Here is a 14,560-nt window from a genome sequence, read left to right as displayed (position 1 = left end):
GCTTAAAATTAAGGGTTAATGGCGTTTATATAAGTATAACAAGTTTTTTGACTAAATTGTTTTAAATAAACACTTGACACAAAAGCACTAGATACGTTTTACTGTAGCCACTTTCAGACACATTAAGAATTAATAAAAATGATCAATTCAATTCAAAACACTACTTGGTGGTGGCACTCATAATTATTGGGTGATGAATTGTCGTGTCTAGCAAAAATTCAAAACCCGCATTATGCGGGTTTTTTTATAACTAAATTTTACGTAATTATATTTTTTATTTTGAGGCAAAAAAACATGAATAACGGTCTTTCTCTTACACATCGTTGGTGGTGGCGCCTGATATAGCGGGACGGTAATGATCTGTTTGTAATTTAGATATCGTTATTCAAACCCCGCACTGCTAACGCATTGCGGGGTTTAATTTTTTGAGGGAATGAGGTTTGATTTTTAGTCATATAACTACCACACCAGGCGAAGTAACTAGCATTACACAAGTTCGCGACTACATAAGTAGTCCACTTGCACTGTATGCTGCACTTGATAAGTCTAATTCGCTGCTGCTTGAATCTGCTGAGATTGATTCTAAAGACAGTGTTAAAAGTTTAATTTTAGTTGATAGTGCCCTGCGTATTGTATGTAAGGGAAAAACGGTAACTGTTAGTGCACAATCTAATAACGGCAAACAATTATTAAGCTACTTACAAGCAAATGTTAAGAGCTGCGATTCACAATTAAACGACACAACGCTTACACTTAACTACCAAGACACCAGCAGCGATATAGACGAAGCAAGTAAGCTTATTGCCGATAATGCCTTCAGCGCTCTTCGTACTTGTATTAACAGTATTCAAAGCACCACCAAAAATCCATTTTCGGTGTTTTTAGGCGGTGTATTTGCCTACGATATGGTGGCAAATTTTGAGCAATTAAGCGATGTACCTGATGGCGAAAACACCTGCCCAGATTACGTATTTTATCTAGCCGAAACCTTAGTTGTTATTGATCATCAAAAACAAACCACTGAGCTTATTGGTAATGTATTTAATGGCCCAGATGTTCATGCAAATTGCTTTGAAGTGGGTAAAGAACTAGAAAGATTAAATACCCTTTGCGACAACGCGGCAGAATTTAGCGCAGACATGCAAACTGGCGAATGCGAAGTAAACGTTGATATAAGCGATGAAACTTACTGCGAGCAAGTGGTTAAACTTAAAAAGAATATTGTCGATGGTGACATTTTTCAGGTGGTGCCTTCACGTACTTTTTCATTGCCCTGCCCTGACTCGTTACATGCTTACAGCCAGCTTAAAAAGCAAAATCCAAGCCCATACATGTTTTACATGCGCGATGAAGAGTTTGCTTTATTTGGCGCCTCTCCGGAGTCAGCGCTTAAGTACGATGTAAGTAATCAACAAGTTGAAGTGTATCCAATTGCAGGTACCCGAGCGCGTGGTAAATTTGCAAATGGACAAATAAACCCAGACTTAGATAGCCGTATTGAGCTTGAGCTAAGAAACGATCAAAAAGAGCGTGCTGAGCATTTAATGCTCGTTGATTTAGCGCGTAACGATGTTGCACGTATTAGTGTTGCAGGTACTCGTTTTGCGAAAGAGTTATTAAAAGTAGACCGTTATTCACAAGTAATGCATTTAGTGTCGCGCGTGGTAGGTACTTTAAAACCAGAGCTTGATGCCCTGCATGCTTATCAGGCCTGTATGAACATGGGCACACTTGTTGGTGCACCCAAAGTACGTGCTGCAGAGCTTGTACGCCAAACAGAAGGCAAACGCCGTGGTAGCTACGGTGGTGCAGTAGGTTATATGACCGGCGATGGCGCAATGGATAGCTGTATTGTTATTCGCTCTGCGTTTGTAAAAAATAATACGGCGTATGTGCAAGCTGGCGCAGGCGTCGTATTTGACTCAGATCCGCAATCAGAAGCGAACGAAACCCGTGCAAAAGCTCAAGCGGTCATTACCGCCATAAAATCTACTTATAAGGCGGTATAAAATGAGTAAAGCGAATCCTATTAAAATCTATTTTTTAGATAACTTTGACTCGTTCACATATAACTTAGTTGATGAGCTAACGATGCTTGGCTGCGAACTCGTTGTTTACAGAAATAATATTAGCGCTGAGGTTATTTTTAACAAAATGCGCCAAGAGAAAGACCAAGTACTGTTAGTACTTTCGCCTGGTCCTGGCACACCAAGCGATGCCGGCTGCTTAATGGAGCTAATTGAACTTGCTAAAGGTCAATTTCCTATGCTTGGTATTTGTTTAGGCCAGCAAGCTTTGACCCAAAGTTACGGCGGAGTAATCGGTCACGCCGGTGAAACCGTACATGGTAAGTCTTCAATTATCAATTTAGGCGAACACCCTGTATTTGATGGTATGGGTAATACAATGCCTGTGGCGCGTTATCATTCATTAATGGCAACAAAAGTGCCTGACAACATTGAGGTAATTGCTCAATATGAAGATATACCTATGGCTATTTATCATCATGAAGACAGTGCATTGGGCTATCAGTTTCATCCTGAATCAATACTTACGCCTAATGGCGCGATGCTACTTCAGCAAAGTGTCGCGTATTTAACACGCGCAAATTAATAGAGGACATTATGAGTACACAACGACAAGAGCCCATAAATGTTCAATATGCTATTGAGCAGCTTATTAAAAATCAATCACTAAGCTATGAGCAGTCAAAAGCGTTATTTGATGAAATAATGCAAGGCAACATGAGTGAAATTGAGCTAACTGCCCTACTTATAAGCCTTAAAATTAAAGGCGAAGTGAGCAATGAGATTGCTGGCGCTGCCGCATCAATGCGTGAAAACGCGGTTGCTTTTAATACAACTAGCTCACAACTTGCTGATAGCTGCGGTACCGGTGGCGATGGCTCAAATACAATTAATATAAGCACTACAGCTGCAATCGTAGCAGCGGCCGCGGGTATTAATATGGTAAAGCATGGTAATCGCAGTGTATCGAGTAATTCAGGCTCAGCCGATTTACTCAAAGCACTGGGCATTAATATTGATATGAGCCCAGAACAAGCTGCAAAATGCCTTGAGCAAACACACTTTACCTTTTTGTTTGCACCGCATTACCACAGTGGCGTACGCCATGCGATGGGCGTACGTACTGCACTTAAAACACGTACAATTTTTAATATTTTAGGCCCCCTTGCTAACCCTGCGGCGCCTGATGTGCAATTACTAGGTGTGTACGACGAGTCGCTATGTATGCCCATGGCACAAACGCTTAAAACATTAGGCACAAAGCGCGCAATGATAGTACATGGCTCAGGTACCGACGAAATCGCCCTGCACGGCCCAACCAATGTAGTTGAGCTCAATGATGGCGAAATAACGCAGTACACATTAAACCCAAGCGACTTTGACCTTGCAAACTATTCACTTGAACAACTAGCCGGTGAAGGCCCACAATACAACGCAAATGCAAGTCTCGCCATATTGCAGGGTAAAGGCACAGACGCACACAACGCTGCTATTGCGGTAAATGTTGCTGCGCTTTTATATCTAAGTGGTAAAGTGCAATCATTAAAAGATGGCGCACAACAAGTACAAACACTACTCAGTTCAGGCAAGGCCATGGACACATTAAATGCAATTATTGAGGTAAGTCATGGCTAATGTATTAGACAAAATTGTTGCTGATAAAAAATTAGAGCTTATTGAACGCAAAGCAGCCCGCCCACTTGAAAGCTTTAAGCATCTTGCAGAGCCTACAAGCCGCAGCTTTTATAAAGCGCTGGCGGCGCCTGGTACACAATTTATTTTGGAGTGCAAAAAAGCCTCTCCGTCAAAAGGGTTAATACGCGAGCCGTTTGATTTAACAGAGATCACCTCTGTTTATAAAAAATACGCCACCTGCATGAGCGTGCTTACAGACGTAAAGTACTTTCAAGGTAGCTTTGATTACTTAGAATTTGTACGTAGCCAAGTAGAGCAACCCCTTATTTGTAAAGATTTTTTTATAGATGAGTACCAAGTGTATATGGCGCGAATTTATGGCGGCGATGCTATTTTATTAATGCTCTCAGTACTTGATGACGAAAGCTACAAGGCTCTGCATGCAGTAGCTGACTCGCTTAATATGTCGGTATTAACCGAAGTAAGTAACGAAGAAGAAGTCCACCGCGCCCTTGCGCTCGATGCACAAATTATAGGTATTAATAACCGTGACCTTCGTGATTTAAGCACTGACTTAGCCACCACCGAAAAACTGCGTAAACTCATTCCTGCAGATAAAGTGGTTATTTCAGAGTCTGGTATTTATACCCATCAGGATGTTAAACGCCTAGCACCGCTATGCGATGGTTTTTTAATTGGCAGCTCCCTAATGGCCGAGCGCGATTTAGAGCAAGCCTGTAAAAAAGTGATACTTGGTGATAACAAAGTTTGTGGTTTAACACGCAGCCAAGACGCACAAGCAGCTTATAACAGTGGTGCTGTGTATGGTGGTTTAATTTTTCACCCTAAATCACCACGCTATGTAGATTTAGATTGTGCCCTTGAGCTTACCCAGAGCGCTCCGCTAAACTTTGTAGGTGTATTTGTAAATGCTCCCATTGAGCAAGTAGCTCAATACGCAAGTGTGTTAAAATTAGCGGCAGTTCAATTACATGGACACGAAAGTGACGATTATATTGCCACTTTGCGTACACAACTTCCTAACGGGTGTGAAATTTGGAAAGCTCAAGCAATTAAAGATGCATTACCAACACCTGTAAATGGCGTAGAACGCCACCTTTACGATACCCACAGCGATACACAAGCTGGTGGTACAGGTAAAGCATTCGATTGGTCGGTGCTTCGCGATGCAACCACACCGTTTATGCTAGCGGGTGGCTTAAATCCAGAAAATATTAAAGACGCGCTTTTTCAAGGTGCCCTTGGCCTTGACCTAAACTCAGGCGTTGAAGAATCTGCGGGTAAAAAATGCCCTAACAAATTACAAAATGCTTTTACAAGCATCAGAAATTATTGAGGTTAAAATGCAAAATCCAGCTTATTTTGGCGAGTTTGGCGGTATGTTTGTACCCGAGCTACTTGTCCCTGCGCTTAAGCAGTTAGAAAACGAATTTAACAAAGCACAAAAAGATCCTGAGTTTCAGGCAGAATTTACCAAGTTACTCAACGAGTATGCAGGGCGCCCTACGCCACTTACTTTAACGCGTAATTTAATTAAAAATCCTAAAGTTAAACTTTACCTAAAACGCGAAGATTTATTACATGGTGGCGCGCACAAAACTAACCAAGTACTTGGTCAAGCGTTGCTAACTAAACGTATGGGTAAAAAAGAAGTTATTGCAGAAACCGGCGCAGGCCAGCATGGCGTTGCAACGGCGCTTGCGTGTGCATTACTTGGCTTAAAATGCCGAATTTATATGGGTGCTAAAGATGTTGAGCGCCAACAGCCAAACGTATTTAGAATGAAATTAATGGGCGCAGAGGTTATTCCGGTAACAGCGGGCTCTGGCACACTAAAAGATGCGGTAAACGAAGCACTACGTGACTGGTCTGCAAATTATCAAGAGGCGCATTATTTACTTGGTACCGCTGCGGGTCCTCACCCATTCCCAACAATTGTACGAGAGTATCAAAAAATTATTGGTGAAGAAGCTAAACAGCAAATACTAAAAGCTGAAGGTCGCTTACCAGACGCGGTACTTGCGTGTGTTGGCGGTGGCTCTAACGCTATTGGTATGTTTACAGACTTTATTGACGAGCCAAGTGTAAAACTTATCGGTGTTGAGCCTGCTGGTAAAGGGTTAGATACCCACGAGCACGGCGCTACCATTTGTAAAGGCACCAAAGGTATATTACACGGTACGTATACTTACATTATGCAAAACGACGATGGTCAAATAGAAGAGTCATACTCGGTATCTGCCGGTCTTGATTACCCAGCAGTTGGACCACAGCACGCGTTTTTACACGAAACAGGTCGTGCTCAATATGTTGGTATTACGGATACAGAAGCACTTGATGCGTTCCAAGCACTTGCTAAAAACGAAGGTATTATTCCGGCGCTTGAATCAAGCCATGCCCTTGCTTATGCACTTAAATACGCAGAAGAGCAAACAGAAGAAAGCATTTTAGTGGTTAACTTAAGTGGCCGTGGCGACAAAGATTTAACGCACGTACACACTGTTTTATCACAAGGAGGTCAACTATGAGCCAGTTAAATACAGATCGTTACGGTAAAACATTTGCCGCCCTGAATGAGCAAAAACAAGCTGCATTTGTACCCTTTGTTACTATTGGTGACCCTGGTAAAGAGCAAAGTATTGCGATTATTAAAAGCCTAATCGACGGTGGCGCTGATGCTCTTGAGCTTGGCATTCCGTTTTCAGATCCAATCGCTGATGGCCCAGTCATTCAAAAAGCGAATATTCGCGCGCTTGATGTAAATATTAACACCCAAGATTGCTTTGATATTATTAAAGAAATACGCGATTACAATGCAGATATTCCTATCGGTTTATTACTGTATTCTAACCTTGTGTTTAAGCGCGGTCTTGAAGCATTTTATAAAGATGCAAAAGCAGCAGGCGTTGACTCTATTCTAGTTGCTGATGTGCCATTGCATGAGTCTAAAATGTTTAGAAAAGCCGCTATGGCAAATGGTGTTGATCCAATATTTATTGCTACACCCAATGCCGATGACGATACACTACGCCAGTGCGCGTCTTACGGGCGTGGTTACACGTATTTACTGTCGCGTGCAGGTGTTACCGGTACTGATACTAAAGCGCAAATGCCAGCGGGCAACATTGTTACTAAATTAAAAGAATACCATGCAGCCCCTGCTTTATTGGGCTTTGGTATTTCAACACCCGATGATGTGAAAGCAGCGCTAAATGCAGGCGCAGCCGGTGCAATTTCAGGCTCTGCCGTCGTTAAAATTATTGAGGCTAACCTTAATGATTTAGACGCAATGACCGCTCAGCTAAAAGAATTTGTCAGCGAAATGAAAGCTGCAACCGCATTATAAATTGTGTAAATTTACGCATTAAAAAAGGGCATTTAAAATGCCCTTTATTATTTTAAAATCGTACTGAAAAAGCTTAATGAGCTTGGTGCTTACCTTCTAAAATTTCTTCAATAAATTTAGCGTTAAATGCTTCTAAATCTGCGGGGCTTCTACTTGTTACTAAGCCTTGATCAACACTTACCTCTTCATCTACCCAATTTGCGCCAGCGTTAATTAAATCGCTTTTAATACTTGGGAATGAAGTGACAGTGCGATCGCGTAGTTTATTTATCTCGGCAAGTAACCAAGGCGCGTGGCAAATAGCCGCTACAGGTTTATTTTTTTCTGCGCCAAAAAAGCCGTCAATAAATGCTTTTGCGTGTTTATCTTGACGAAGAGAATCTGGGTTAAATAAACCGCCAGGCAACATAAGTGCATCGTAATCACTGGCACTTGCATTAGTTACAAGTTTATCAACGCTTACTTTGTCGCCCCATTTGTCTTCGTCCCAACCGGTGATCTGACCTTCTTTAATAGATACTATTTCAATATCGGCACCTGCGTTTAATAAAGCATCTCGTGGAGATAACAGTTCACTTTGTTCAAAGCCATCTGTAGCTAAAATTGCAATTTTTTTGCCTTTTAAACGTGTGCTGGTTTGTAATGTAGTCATTTAGATCTCCTTATAACATTTAATAAATGTGTTCGAATCATCTTATTAAAAGCATAAGAAATGCCAACTTTAAGCCACTGAAAAACATAAAGATTAATGAATGACATGACTAAAGCCATGTAAATCATTTAGAGGTTATGAATAATCTACATAGACCAGATACAACACCGCTTTGCTAATCGATAATTAAAATACTGAAGCTTCGCTTTCGCGTGAGCAAGTCCAGCGCCTACAACTCATGCACGGCATTAGTTTTTTTGTAGGCGCACAACTTGTAGGCGTGATGGGCAGTGCCCATAATTTTATATTTAATAGCGCCAATAAGAGCTAAATAAATCTATTTTAAAGAAGATCTTTTAATGCTTTAGCAGGTTTGAATACAGCTTTATTAGCGCCTTCTATTTCAATAGCTTCGCCTGTCTGCGGGTTACGCCCTGTTCGCGCTGGGTAGTAACTTAATGCAAACGTACCAAAACCATTAATTTGTACTTGGTCGCCTTCAGAAAGCGATTTAGTTATTACTTTTTGCAAGCTTGCAAGTGCAGCTTGGGTATCTTTTTTTGTAAGCTCACTGCTTTTAGCTATTTGGGCAATAAGTTGGGCTTTGTTCATTTTAGGCTCCTAAATGCACGCTTAATCAGGGGTGGTTAAGCGTAAGAATATGATGATGAATAAATAAAGCCACGCAGGCTAAGGCTTACAGGGCAACAAGTCAACCTTGTAGTTGCTTGGTGTTATGTGGTAAAAACTTCCCTGACTTCTTTTTGTATAATTTAGGTAGTATATGCACGCATTAATTGAATACATTCCGCTCATATTATTCTTTGCGGTATTTAAACTGGTTGATATTTACTGGGCAACGGGCCTTTTAATGGCAACTACACTTATCCAAGTTGCCTATAGCTACTTTAAACACGGTAAAGTGCCTACCCGCCAATGGATATTTTTTGGTATTGCCGCTGTATTTGGTACGCTCACTTTAGTTTTTCATGATGAGCAGTATATAAAATGGAAAGCCACAATAATTTACGCCGGTTTAAGCTTAACCTTACTTGTGAGCCGTTATGTGCTTAATAAAAACCTGGTTAAACAAGCATTAAGCTCAATACTCGAAAACGCGAACGATTCAAAACTAGAAATTAAAGTGCCAGAGCCTCTATGGAACAAACTTAATTTAATGTGGGTTGCCATAACAGCCGGTATTGCGGTGCTCAATATTTACATTGCTTATAATTTTTCACTCGATTTTTGGGTTAACTTTAAAGTGTTCGGCTTGATGGGCATTACCTTTGTGAGTATTTTTGCCACTATTATTGCTTTATACAAATACCTACCAGACGAAGAAGAACCTGCTAAGTAAGTTGTTTTCGTCATAAAAATGTCGTCTTTGCTTGTTAGTTTGTAAAAAAACGCAATCAGAGACGCCCTTGAACGCCAATCAATACCGCTGGTTTGAATTTACCCTCGTTTTTATAACGTTGCCTTTAATAGGTTTTACGTTACGCCACCATTTAGCTAACTGGCTTATTCCTGTATTAATAATTTTAATGAGTGTTTGCTGTATGTTGCTGCTTAGCGATCCGCATTTTAAACGCTTTAGACTCACAAGCCTTGGGCAGTTCTCTGCTGTTAAAAGGCGTATATTTAGCTTCTTTTTTTTAGGCGCCCTGTTCTCGGGTATGTTTTACGGCATTATCCATCAAGGAAACTGGTTTACCCTGCCCCTAAACTCTTTTAACGACTGGCTACTTTTAATTGTGTTGTATCCGCTGCTTTCAGTATTACCGCAAGAACTAATATTTAGAACCTACTTTTTTCATCGCTATAAACGCATTATGCCTAAAAAGGGGGTTCGTATAATTGTTAGTGCCACTGTGTTTGCGCTTGCGCATGTGGTGTATGCAAATTGGATTGCGGTAGGATTAGCATTTTTAGGCGGGTTACTCTTTTCGTATACCTATGCACAAAGCCGCTCAACGTTTGTGTGTGTTATTGAACATAGCTTATGGGGCATTTGGATGTTTACTCTTGGCATTGGCAGCTACTTAGACTCTGGTGCACTTAGTTAAACAAAAAAGCCGCATTAAATAACGCGGCTAATCGTGTTTAAAAAGCAGTTTAGATTAAAAGCCAAATAACTTAAAATCAAAAAATTTAGTGGCTACGGTATTAATAAATATTAATAGCAAAATAACCGGTATAAACGTTGAGAGTGAAAAGTTAACGTATTTCTCTGTAAAACTACCTGCATATTTCGGCGAGCCTTGGCTTAGCTCTTGCGTTAAACGCACTTTTTTCCAGCGATACATTACAAACAGACAAACCATTAAGCCATTAAATGGTAAAATAGTGTCGTAAAATACGTCATACACAATATCAAAGAAGCTTTTATTACCACTGCCATAACTAGTAAGCGACGTTAAACTATCTACCATACCAAACGACATAGTACATAAAACGGTTAGCACACCTGTTGCTAGTGTTAAAATACCTAGTGCTTTTTTACGGCTAATACCTTTGCGGTCGCTCAGTGTTGCTGTAGGTACTTCTACAATAGAAACCAGCGATGTAATTGCTGCAAAAAACACCAGCAAGAAGAACGAGAACGCAACGGCTGATGCGCCAAAGTAGCCAATATCATTTTGCAGGGCTAATAATATTTTTGGTAAATATACAAAAATCATTGAAACAGATGAGTCTGAAAGTGCAGCTGGGTCTGTATTTGGGTCAAAACTAAATATAGCCGGTAACACCATTAAACCTGCAACAAATGCAACTAACGAATCGGTTATGGCCACCATTTTAGCACTACCAACTATGTCATCTTTTTTAGATATGTAAGATGCATACGTCATTAAAATACCCATACCTAACGACAATGAGAAAAACGCTTGGCTTAGGGCACCATTTAACACGCTGGCATTCATTTTAGAAAAGTCAGGAATTATATAATACTTAACACCGGCCATCGCATTATCAAGCGTTAATACGTAGGCAACAAGCGCTAAAAGCATCACAAAAAGCGCAGGCATTAAAAACTTAGCCGCTTTTTCAATACCTTGCTTAACACCCCCAAGTAAAATCAGGTTAACGATAATTACAACAACAGCCATGTAACCAAACACTGTATAACTATTTATAAAACTGCCAAAGTGACTAGGGTCGGCAAGTGCATCTAAATTGCCCATAGCTGTTTGACTTAAGTAACCAAAAATCCAAACAGTAATTACCATATAAAATACAGCAATCATAAATGGAGTTAACACGGCTAAAAAGCCTGCTATTTTCCATTTTTTATCATTATCAGCCAAAGTTTTGTAAGAGCCTAAAGGATCTTTTTGCGCTTTACGCCCCATTGCCATTTCGGCCATCATCACTGGTAAACAGATAAATGCGACAAATAGAGCGTAGACGAGTAAAAATGCGCCGCCACCATTTTTTGTTGCAGAAACAGGAAAACCAACTAAATTACCTATGCCAACTGCAGACCCTGCAGCTGCTAATATAAATCCGAGGCGGGAACTAAAGTGCTCTCTATTTTCGCTCATGCGTTAACCTTGTTATTATTTATGTTATCCAAGCGACTCTACCAGTGTTACACCGCGCTTTTCAAGCAATTGCAACGTAAAAAATAATTCTTGGTGTAAACCTGTGTAAATACGCTTTTAATTCACCAACTATCAACGCTGTGGTATTATTTGATTAAACAAATTTAACAAAATTATGAGATTTATTATGTTGTACATGATTTACTCAACTGACGTTGAAAACAGCCTAGAGCTTAGAAAAGCGGCTCGTCCTGCTCATTTAGCGCGCTTACATGAGCTTGACGAACAAAACCGTTTATTTACAGCAGGCCCCTTACCTGCAATTGATAGCGAAGACCCACAAGATGCTGGTTTTACAGGTTCTTTAGTTATTGCAGAATTTGGATCTTTAGAAGAAGCTCGTGAGTGGGCTGCAGCTGACCCATACGTTGCTGGTGGTGTTTATGATAATTCAGTAGTTAAACCATTTAAAAAAGTATTACCCGCTTAATTGTGATATGCCCTGAGGTCAGTTGCTATCTTACAATTCAGGGTTTGTTCACAGGATTTTAATTAAAATTGTATAAGTAAAACTAAATTAAACGTTTTTACTTGAATTTTAGTAACTTAGTTAATTAAACTAGGTGGGTCTGGTCTAGGAGTTTCCGTCATGCGCGTATTATTAAGCCTAAGTTTAATTGCTTGTATTAGCTTTGCTAATTTTGCTCAAGCAGCTACAACGAGTACAAAAACAGCAAAAGCTGAGGTAAGCAAAAAGAAAGCTGTAATACTTGCTAAACAATCCATAGACGGTAAAACCCTTAAAATTACCGATAAAACAGATTTTTATACCGTACGAATACTCAAATCTGACGGCCACGTCGTTGATTTACATATAAATAAAAAAACCGGCGAAGTGAAAAAGGATTAACAAATGCGAATTTTAGTTATAGAAGACGATTTACATTTAGCAGATAACCTACGTAACGCACTAGAAAAAGAGCGCTATAGTGTGGATTTATGCCACGATGGTGAAGCAGGTCTTTTCCACATTACAGAATACCCGCTTGATATGGCCGTAGTTGATTTAGGATTACCTAAAATAGACGGTATTGAGTTAATTAATAAAGCACGTGCACAAGGCATAACAATCCCTATTTTAATATTAACAGCGCGTGACCGTTGGCAAGATAAAGTAGAAGGATTAGATGCAGGTGCAGATGATTACTTAACTAAGCCATTTCATGTAGAAGAATTAATAGCACGTTGTAATGCGTTAATTCGTCGCAGTGCAGGTAAAGCAAACCCAGAAATGACTGCTGGACCTATCAAAATTCATACACGCTCTCAGCAAGTATGGGTTGATGATAAAGAGCTCAGCCTAACAGCGTACGAGTACAAAGTACTTGAATACTTAATGGTTAACCCTCAAAAAGTGATTTCTAAATCAGAGCTTACTGAACACATATACGACCAAGATTTCGATCTTGATTCGAATGTAATTGAAGTGTTTGTACTTCGCTTACGTAAAAAACTTGACCCTGAAGGCACATTAAACCCAGTAGAAACACTACGCGGGCGTGGTTACAGGCTTAAAAGTCAGTGGTAGCACCTCAAATATCGCTTAAAATAAGGCAAGGATTTATCCTTGTCTTTGTTTTATTAGTCGCACTGCCCATATTATTTTACTCAATTGGTAAAGCGTATTACGCTTCATTAGTTGATGCGACAGAAAAAACCCTCGAAGCACAGCTCTACTCTTTAATCTCTGAAGTGGACTTTACAGAGCATGGTATTATTATGCCAAGCACCATTCTCGCGCCAGAACTCAACAGATTAAATTCAGATACCTACGCCATGATTTACCGCGACAACGATCCTATTTGGCACTCTGAGTCGGCGGTTAATGTTAACTTTGTTCCCCAGCAAATAGAGACTAAGGCAGGTGCCGCTGATTTTCGCCGCGTAGAATATAAAAATACAGTGTATTGGCAACTGAGTCTTACAGTCATTCTTAATAACATTGACCAATCTGAACAAGCCCGCTTTATATTAGTAAAACGAAACGATGCACTACTTAGACTAATGGATGGTTTCAAACAAACATTGGTTGATTGGATGTTCATTATGGGTATTGCAATCGCTGGGCTTATGGCGATTGGATTTATTTGGAGTGCACGGCCGCTGCAACGCCTCGATAAAGAGATAAAAGCAATTGAATCGGGCGATATTCAAGAAATTAAAGGGCTCTACCCTGTTGAATTGCAAACAATAAAGTCAGACCTTAATTTATTACTTGAGTCACAACAGCGCCAAAAAGAACGATACAGAGCGTCATTAAGTGACCTTGCACATGCACTTAAAACACCACTTGCAGTGCTTAAATCAAGCCCGCTTGCAAACGATGCCGACGCACAAGAACAATTAGACCGAATTAATGTGATGATCGAGCATCAGTTAAAACGTGCTGCTACTGGCGCATCAGATACATGGAAAAAACAAACACCGGTTAAGCCTGTGGTTGACTCTATTTTAAGTGCTATGGCCAAAGTTTACCGTGATAAAGATATTATATTTAACTGCACTGTAACCGAAAAAGACTACTTTTTGGGTGATCAAACCGATTTAATGGAGCTACTTGGTAACTTAATTGATAACGCCTGCAAAGCGTGTCGCTCTCAAGTTGAAGTACAAGTGATTCAAGCTAAAACGCTTTGTATTGGTATAAGTGATGATGGCCCAGGTGTGCCAGAAGATAAGCGCGAATCACTATTAACCCGTGGCACTCGCCTTGATACATACGAAAGTGGTCACGGTGTAGGCATGGCAATTGTATCTGATTTAGTTAAGTCGTATCACGGCACGCTTACTATTACTAAGTCTGATAACTTAGGCGGTGCGCAATTTATTTTAGAGTTTAATTACAATGACAAAAAATAATGCTTTTACTAAATTAGCAGCAAGTGTGCTGTTACTTGCAAGCCAATACAGCCTTGCTGGCGACACCTGTACATTAGCAGAAAACGCAAGTACTGACGAAGCTAAGCGATACATTCAGTGCCTTGATAGTGAACTTGAAAGAGCAAAGCAAGTACAAGGCACTTGGATACAAAAACGTAAGTATGAGTTAGGACAAATAGAGGACTCCACAGGAAATACCCAAGTGTTACCTTTATTTAAAAGAAGTATTATTGACCACGAAAAATATATTGAAAGCAGCTGCCAATGGCGCTATTTGCTAAAACTTCCTAATGCTACAACAGCAGCTATGAGCTACAAGCAGTGTGAAATTCAATTAACACATCAGTTTACTGACATTTTAAAAATGCCAGTAAACTAGTAAATTAGTTAA

16 protein-coding genes are annotated in these 14,560 nt (G+C 40.1%); 13 read left to right on the top strand and 3 right to left on the bottom strand.

The features are described from left to right. The first annotated feature begins 440 nt into the window (after positions 1 to 440). From CWC11_RS03080 to trpA, 6 genes are read left to right on the top strand one after another with little or no spacing between them, the layout of a single operon-like run. Positions 441 to 2,009: an anthranilate synthase component 1 gene (locus CWC11_RS03080; RefSeq protein WP_138681506.1), complete on the top strand. Its 1,569-nt coding sequence runs from the start codon at positions 441 to 443 to the stop codon at positions 2,007 to 2,009. A gap of 1 nt (position 2,010) precedes the next feature. Continuing rightward, complete coding sequence (locus CWC11_RS03075; protein ID WP_138681505.1) at positions 2,011 to 2,613, top strand: aminodeoxychorismate/anthranilate synthase component II; 603 nt, start codon at positions 2,011 to 2,013, stop codon at positions 2,611 to 2,613. An 11-nt stretch (positions 2,614 to 2,624) separates the two neighbouring features. After that, positions 2,625 to 3,662 carry an anthranilate phosphoribosyltransferase gene (trpD, locus tag CWC11_RS03070; RefSeq protein WP_138681504.1) on the top strand — a complete coding sequence of 346 codons (1,038 nt, stop codon included), beginning with the start codon at positions 2,625 to 2,627 and terminating at the stop codon, positions 3,660 to 3,662. Further along, entirely contained in the window at positions 3,655 to 5,019 is a 1,365-nt protein-coding gene (gene trpCF / locus CWC11_RS03065) for a bifunctional indole-3-glycerol-phosphate synthase TrpC/phosphoribosylanthranilate isomerase TrpF (RefSeq protein WP_138681503.1), read from the top strand. The genes trpD and trpCF overlap by 8 nt, the downstream gene beginning before the upstream one ends. Positions 5,020 to 5,026: 7 nt before the next feature. Then, positions 5,027 to 6,211 (top strand): tryptophan synthase subunit beta, encoded by a 1,185-nt coding sequence (gene trpB, locus CWC11_RS03060; RefSeq protein ID WP_058549169.1) that lies wholly within the window; start codon positions 5,027 to 5,029, stop codon positions 6,209 to 6,211. Then, positions 6,208 to 7,029, top strand: coding sequence for a tryptophan synthase subunit alpha (gene trpA / locus CWC11_RS03055; protein WP_138681502.1), 822 nt, complete (start codon positions 6,208 to 6,210; stop codon positions 7,027 to 7,029). The genes trpB and trpA overlap by 4 nt, the downstream gene beginning before the upstream one ends. 73 nt (positions 7,030 to 7,102) lie before the next feature. On the opposite strand, the gene CWC11_RS03050 is transcribed toward trpA, so the two are convergent. Next, entirely contained in the window at positions 7,103 to 7,681 is a 579-nt protein-coding gene (locus tag CWC11_RS03050) for a type 1 glutamine amidotransferase domain-containing protein (RefSeq protein ID WP_138681501.1), read from the bottom strand. Positions 7,682 to 8,023: 342 nt separating this feature from the next. Then, on the bottom strand, positions 8,024 to 8,293 hold the full coding sequence (locus CWC11_RS03045) for an HU family DNA-binding protein (RefSeq protein WP_138681500.1): 270 nt from the start codon (positions 8,291 to 8,293) through the stop codon (positions 8,024 to 8,026). 172 nt (positions 8,294 to 8,465) lie between these two features. Here CWC11_RS03045 and ispZ point away from each other — a divergent pair, with 172 nt between their 5' ends. Together ispZ and CWC11_RS03035 are read left to right on the top strand one after the other, a co-directional pair. Further along, positions 8,466 to 9,041 carry a septation protein IspZ gene (ispZ, locus tag CWC11_RS03040; RefSeq protein WP_138681499.1) on the top strand — a complete coding sequence of 192 codons (576 nt, stop codon included), beginning with the start codon at positions 8,466 to 8,468 and terminating at the stop codon, positions 9,039 to 9,041. A gap of 67 nt (positions 9,042 to 9,108) precedes the next feature. Next, positions 9,109 to 9,750, top strand: coding sequence for a CPBP family intramembrane glutamic endopeptidase (locus tag CWC11_RS03035; protein WP_138681498.1), 642 nt, complete (start codon positions 9,109 to 9,111; stop codon positions 9,748 to 9,750). A gap of 54 nt (positions 9,751 to 9,804) precedes the next feature. Here the strand turns inward: CWC11_RS03035 and CWC11_RS03030 are convergent, their stop codons facing one another. Next, a complete protein-coding gene (locus CWC11_RS03030) occupies positions 9,805 to 11,229 on the bottom strand; it encodes a sodium-dependent transporter (RefSeq protein ID WP_138681497.1) in 1,425 nt (474 codons plus the stop codon). 187 nt (positions 11,230 to 11,416) lie between these two features. Between CWC11_RS03030 and CWC11_RS03025 the strand changes: the two genes are divergently transcribed. From CWC11_RS03025 to CWC11_RS03005, 5 genes are all read left to right on the top strand, one after another. Next, positions 11,417 to 11,719 carry a YciI family protein gene (locus CWC11_RS03025; RefSeq protein WP_138681496.1) on the top strand — a complete coding sequence of 101 codons (303 nt, stop codon included), beginning with the start codon at positions 11,417 to 11,419 and terminating at the stop codon, positions 11,717 to 11,719. Positions 11,720 to 11,878: 159 nt separating this feature from the next. Then, complete coding sequence (locus tag CWC11_RS03020; RefSeq protein WP_138681495.1) at positions 11,879 to 12,139, top strand: PepSY domain-containing protein; 261 nt, start codon at positions 11,879 to 11,881, stop codon at positions 12,137 to 12,139. Positions 12,140 to 12,142: 3 nt separating this feature from the next. Then, the gene (locus CWC11_RS03015) at positions 12,143 to 12,817 is read left to right on the top strand and encodes a response regulator transcription factor (protein ID WP_058548980.1); all 675 of its coding nucleotides are present in this window, start codon (positions 12,143 to 12,145) and stop codon (positions 12,815 to 12,817) included. Further along, positions 12,811 to 14,148, top strand: coding sequence for an ATP-binding protein (locus tag CWC11_RS03010; protein ID WP_058548979.1), 1,338 nt, complete (start codon positions 12,811 to 12,813; stop codon positions 14,146 to 14,148). The genes CWC11_RS03015 and CWC11_RS03010 overlap by 7 nt, the downstream gene beginning before the upstream one ends. After that, on the top strand, positions 14,135 to 14,548 hold the full coding sequence (locus tag CWC11_RS03005) for a lysozyme inhibitor LprI family protein (RefSeq protein WP_138681494.1): 414 nt from the start codon (positions 14,135 to 14,137) through the stop codon (positions 14,546 to 14,548). Before CWC11_RS03010 ends, CWC11_RS03005 begins: the two co-directional genes overlap by 14 nt. Positions 14,549 to 14,560 lie beyond the last annotated feature (12 nt).

The organism is Pseudoalteromonas sp. S3178 (assembly GCF_005886985.1).
Lineage (GTDB): Bacteria > Pseudomonadota > Gammaproteobacteria > Enterobacterales > Alteromonadaceae > Pseudoalteromonas > Pseudoalteromonas carrageenovora.
Note: the sequence above shows the minus strand (reverse complement) of the source record. Positions and strands in the feature narration are given on the sequence as shown.

Coding starts and splice junctions, on each gene's coding strand:
- CWC11_RS03075 (WP_138681505.1), top strand. CDS start 2,011: ATGAGTAAAGCGAATCCTATTAAAATCTATTTTTTAGATAACTTTGAC.
- trpD (WP_138681504.1), top strand. CDS start 2,625: ATGAGTACACAACGACAAGAGCCCATAAATGTTCAATATGCTATTGAG.
- trpCF (WP_138681503.1), top strand. CDS start 3,655: ATGGCTAATGTATTAGACAAAATTGTTGCTGATAAAAAATTAGAGCTT.
- trpB (WP_058549169.1), top strand. CDS start 5,027: ATGCAAAATCCAGCTTATTTTGGCGAGTTTGGCGGTATGTTTGTACCC.
- trpA (WP_138681502.1), top strand. CDS start 6,208: ATGAGCCAGTTAAATACAGATCGTTACGGTAAAACATTTGCCGCCCTG.
- CWC11_RS03050 (WP_138681501.1), bottom strand. CDS start 7,681: ATGACTACATTACAAACCAGCACACGTTTAAAAGGCAAAAAAATTGCA.
- CWC11_RS03045 (WP_138681500.1), bottom strand. CDS start 8,293: ATGAACAAAGCCCAACTTATTGCCCAAATAGCTAAAAGCAGTGAGCTT.
- ispZ (WP_138681499.1), top strand. CDS start 8,466: ATGCACGCATTAATTGAATACATTCCGCTCATATTATTCTTTGCGGTA.
- CWC11_RS03030 (WP_138681497.1), bottom strand. CDS start 11,229: ATGAGCGAAAATAGAGAGCACTTTAGTTCCCGCCTCGGATTTATATTA.
- CWC11_RS03025 (WP_138681496.1), top strand. CDS start 11,417: ATGTTGTACATGATTTACTCAACTGACGTTGAAAACAGCCTAGAGCTT.
- CWC11_RS03020 (WP_138681495.1), top strand. CDS start 11,879: ATGCGCGTATTATTAAGCCTAAGTTTAATTGCTTGTATTAGCTTTGCT.
- CWC11_RS03015 (WP_058548980.1), top strand. CDS start 12,143: ATGCGAATTTTAGTTATAGAAGACGATTTACATTTAGCAGATAACCTA.
- CWC11_RS03005 (WP_138681494.1), top strand. CDS start 14,135: ATGACAAAAAATAATGCTTTTACTAAATTAGCAGCAAGTGTGCTGTTA.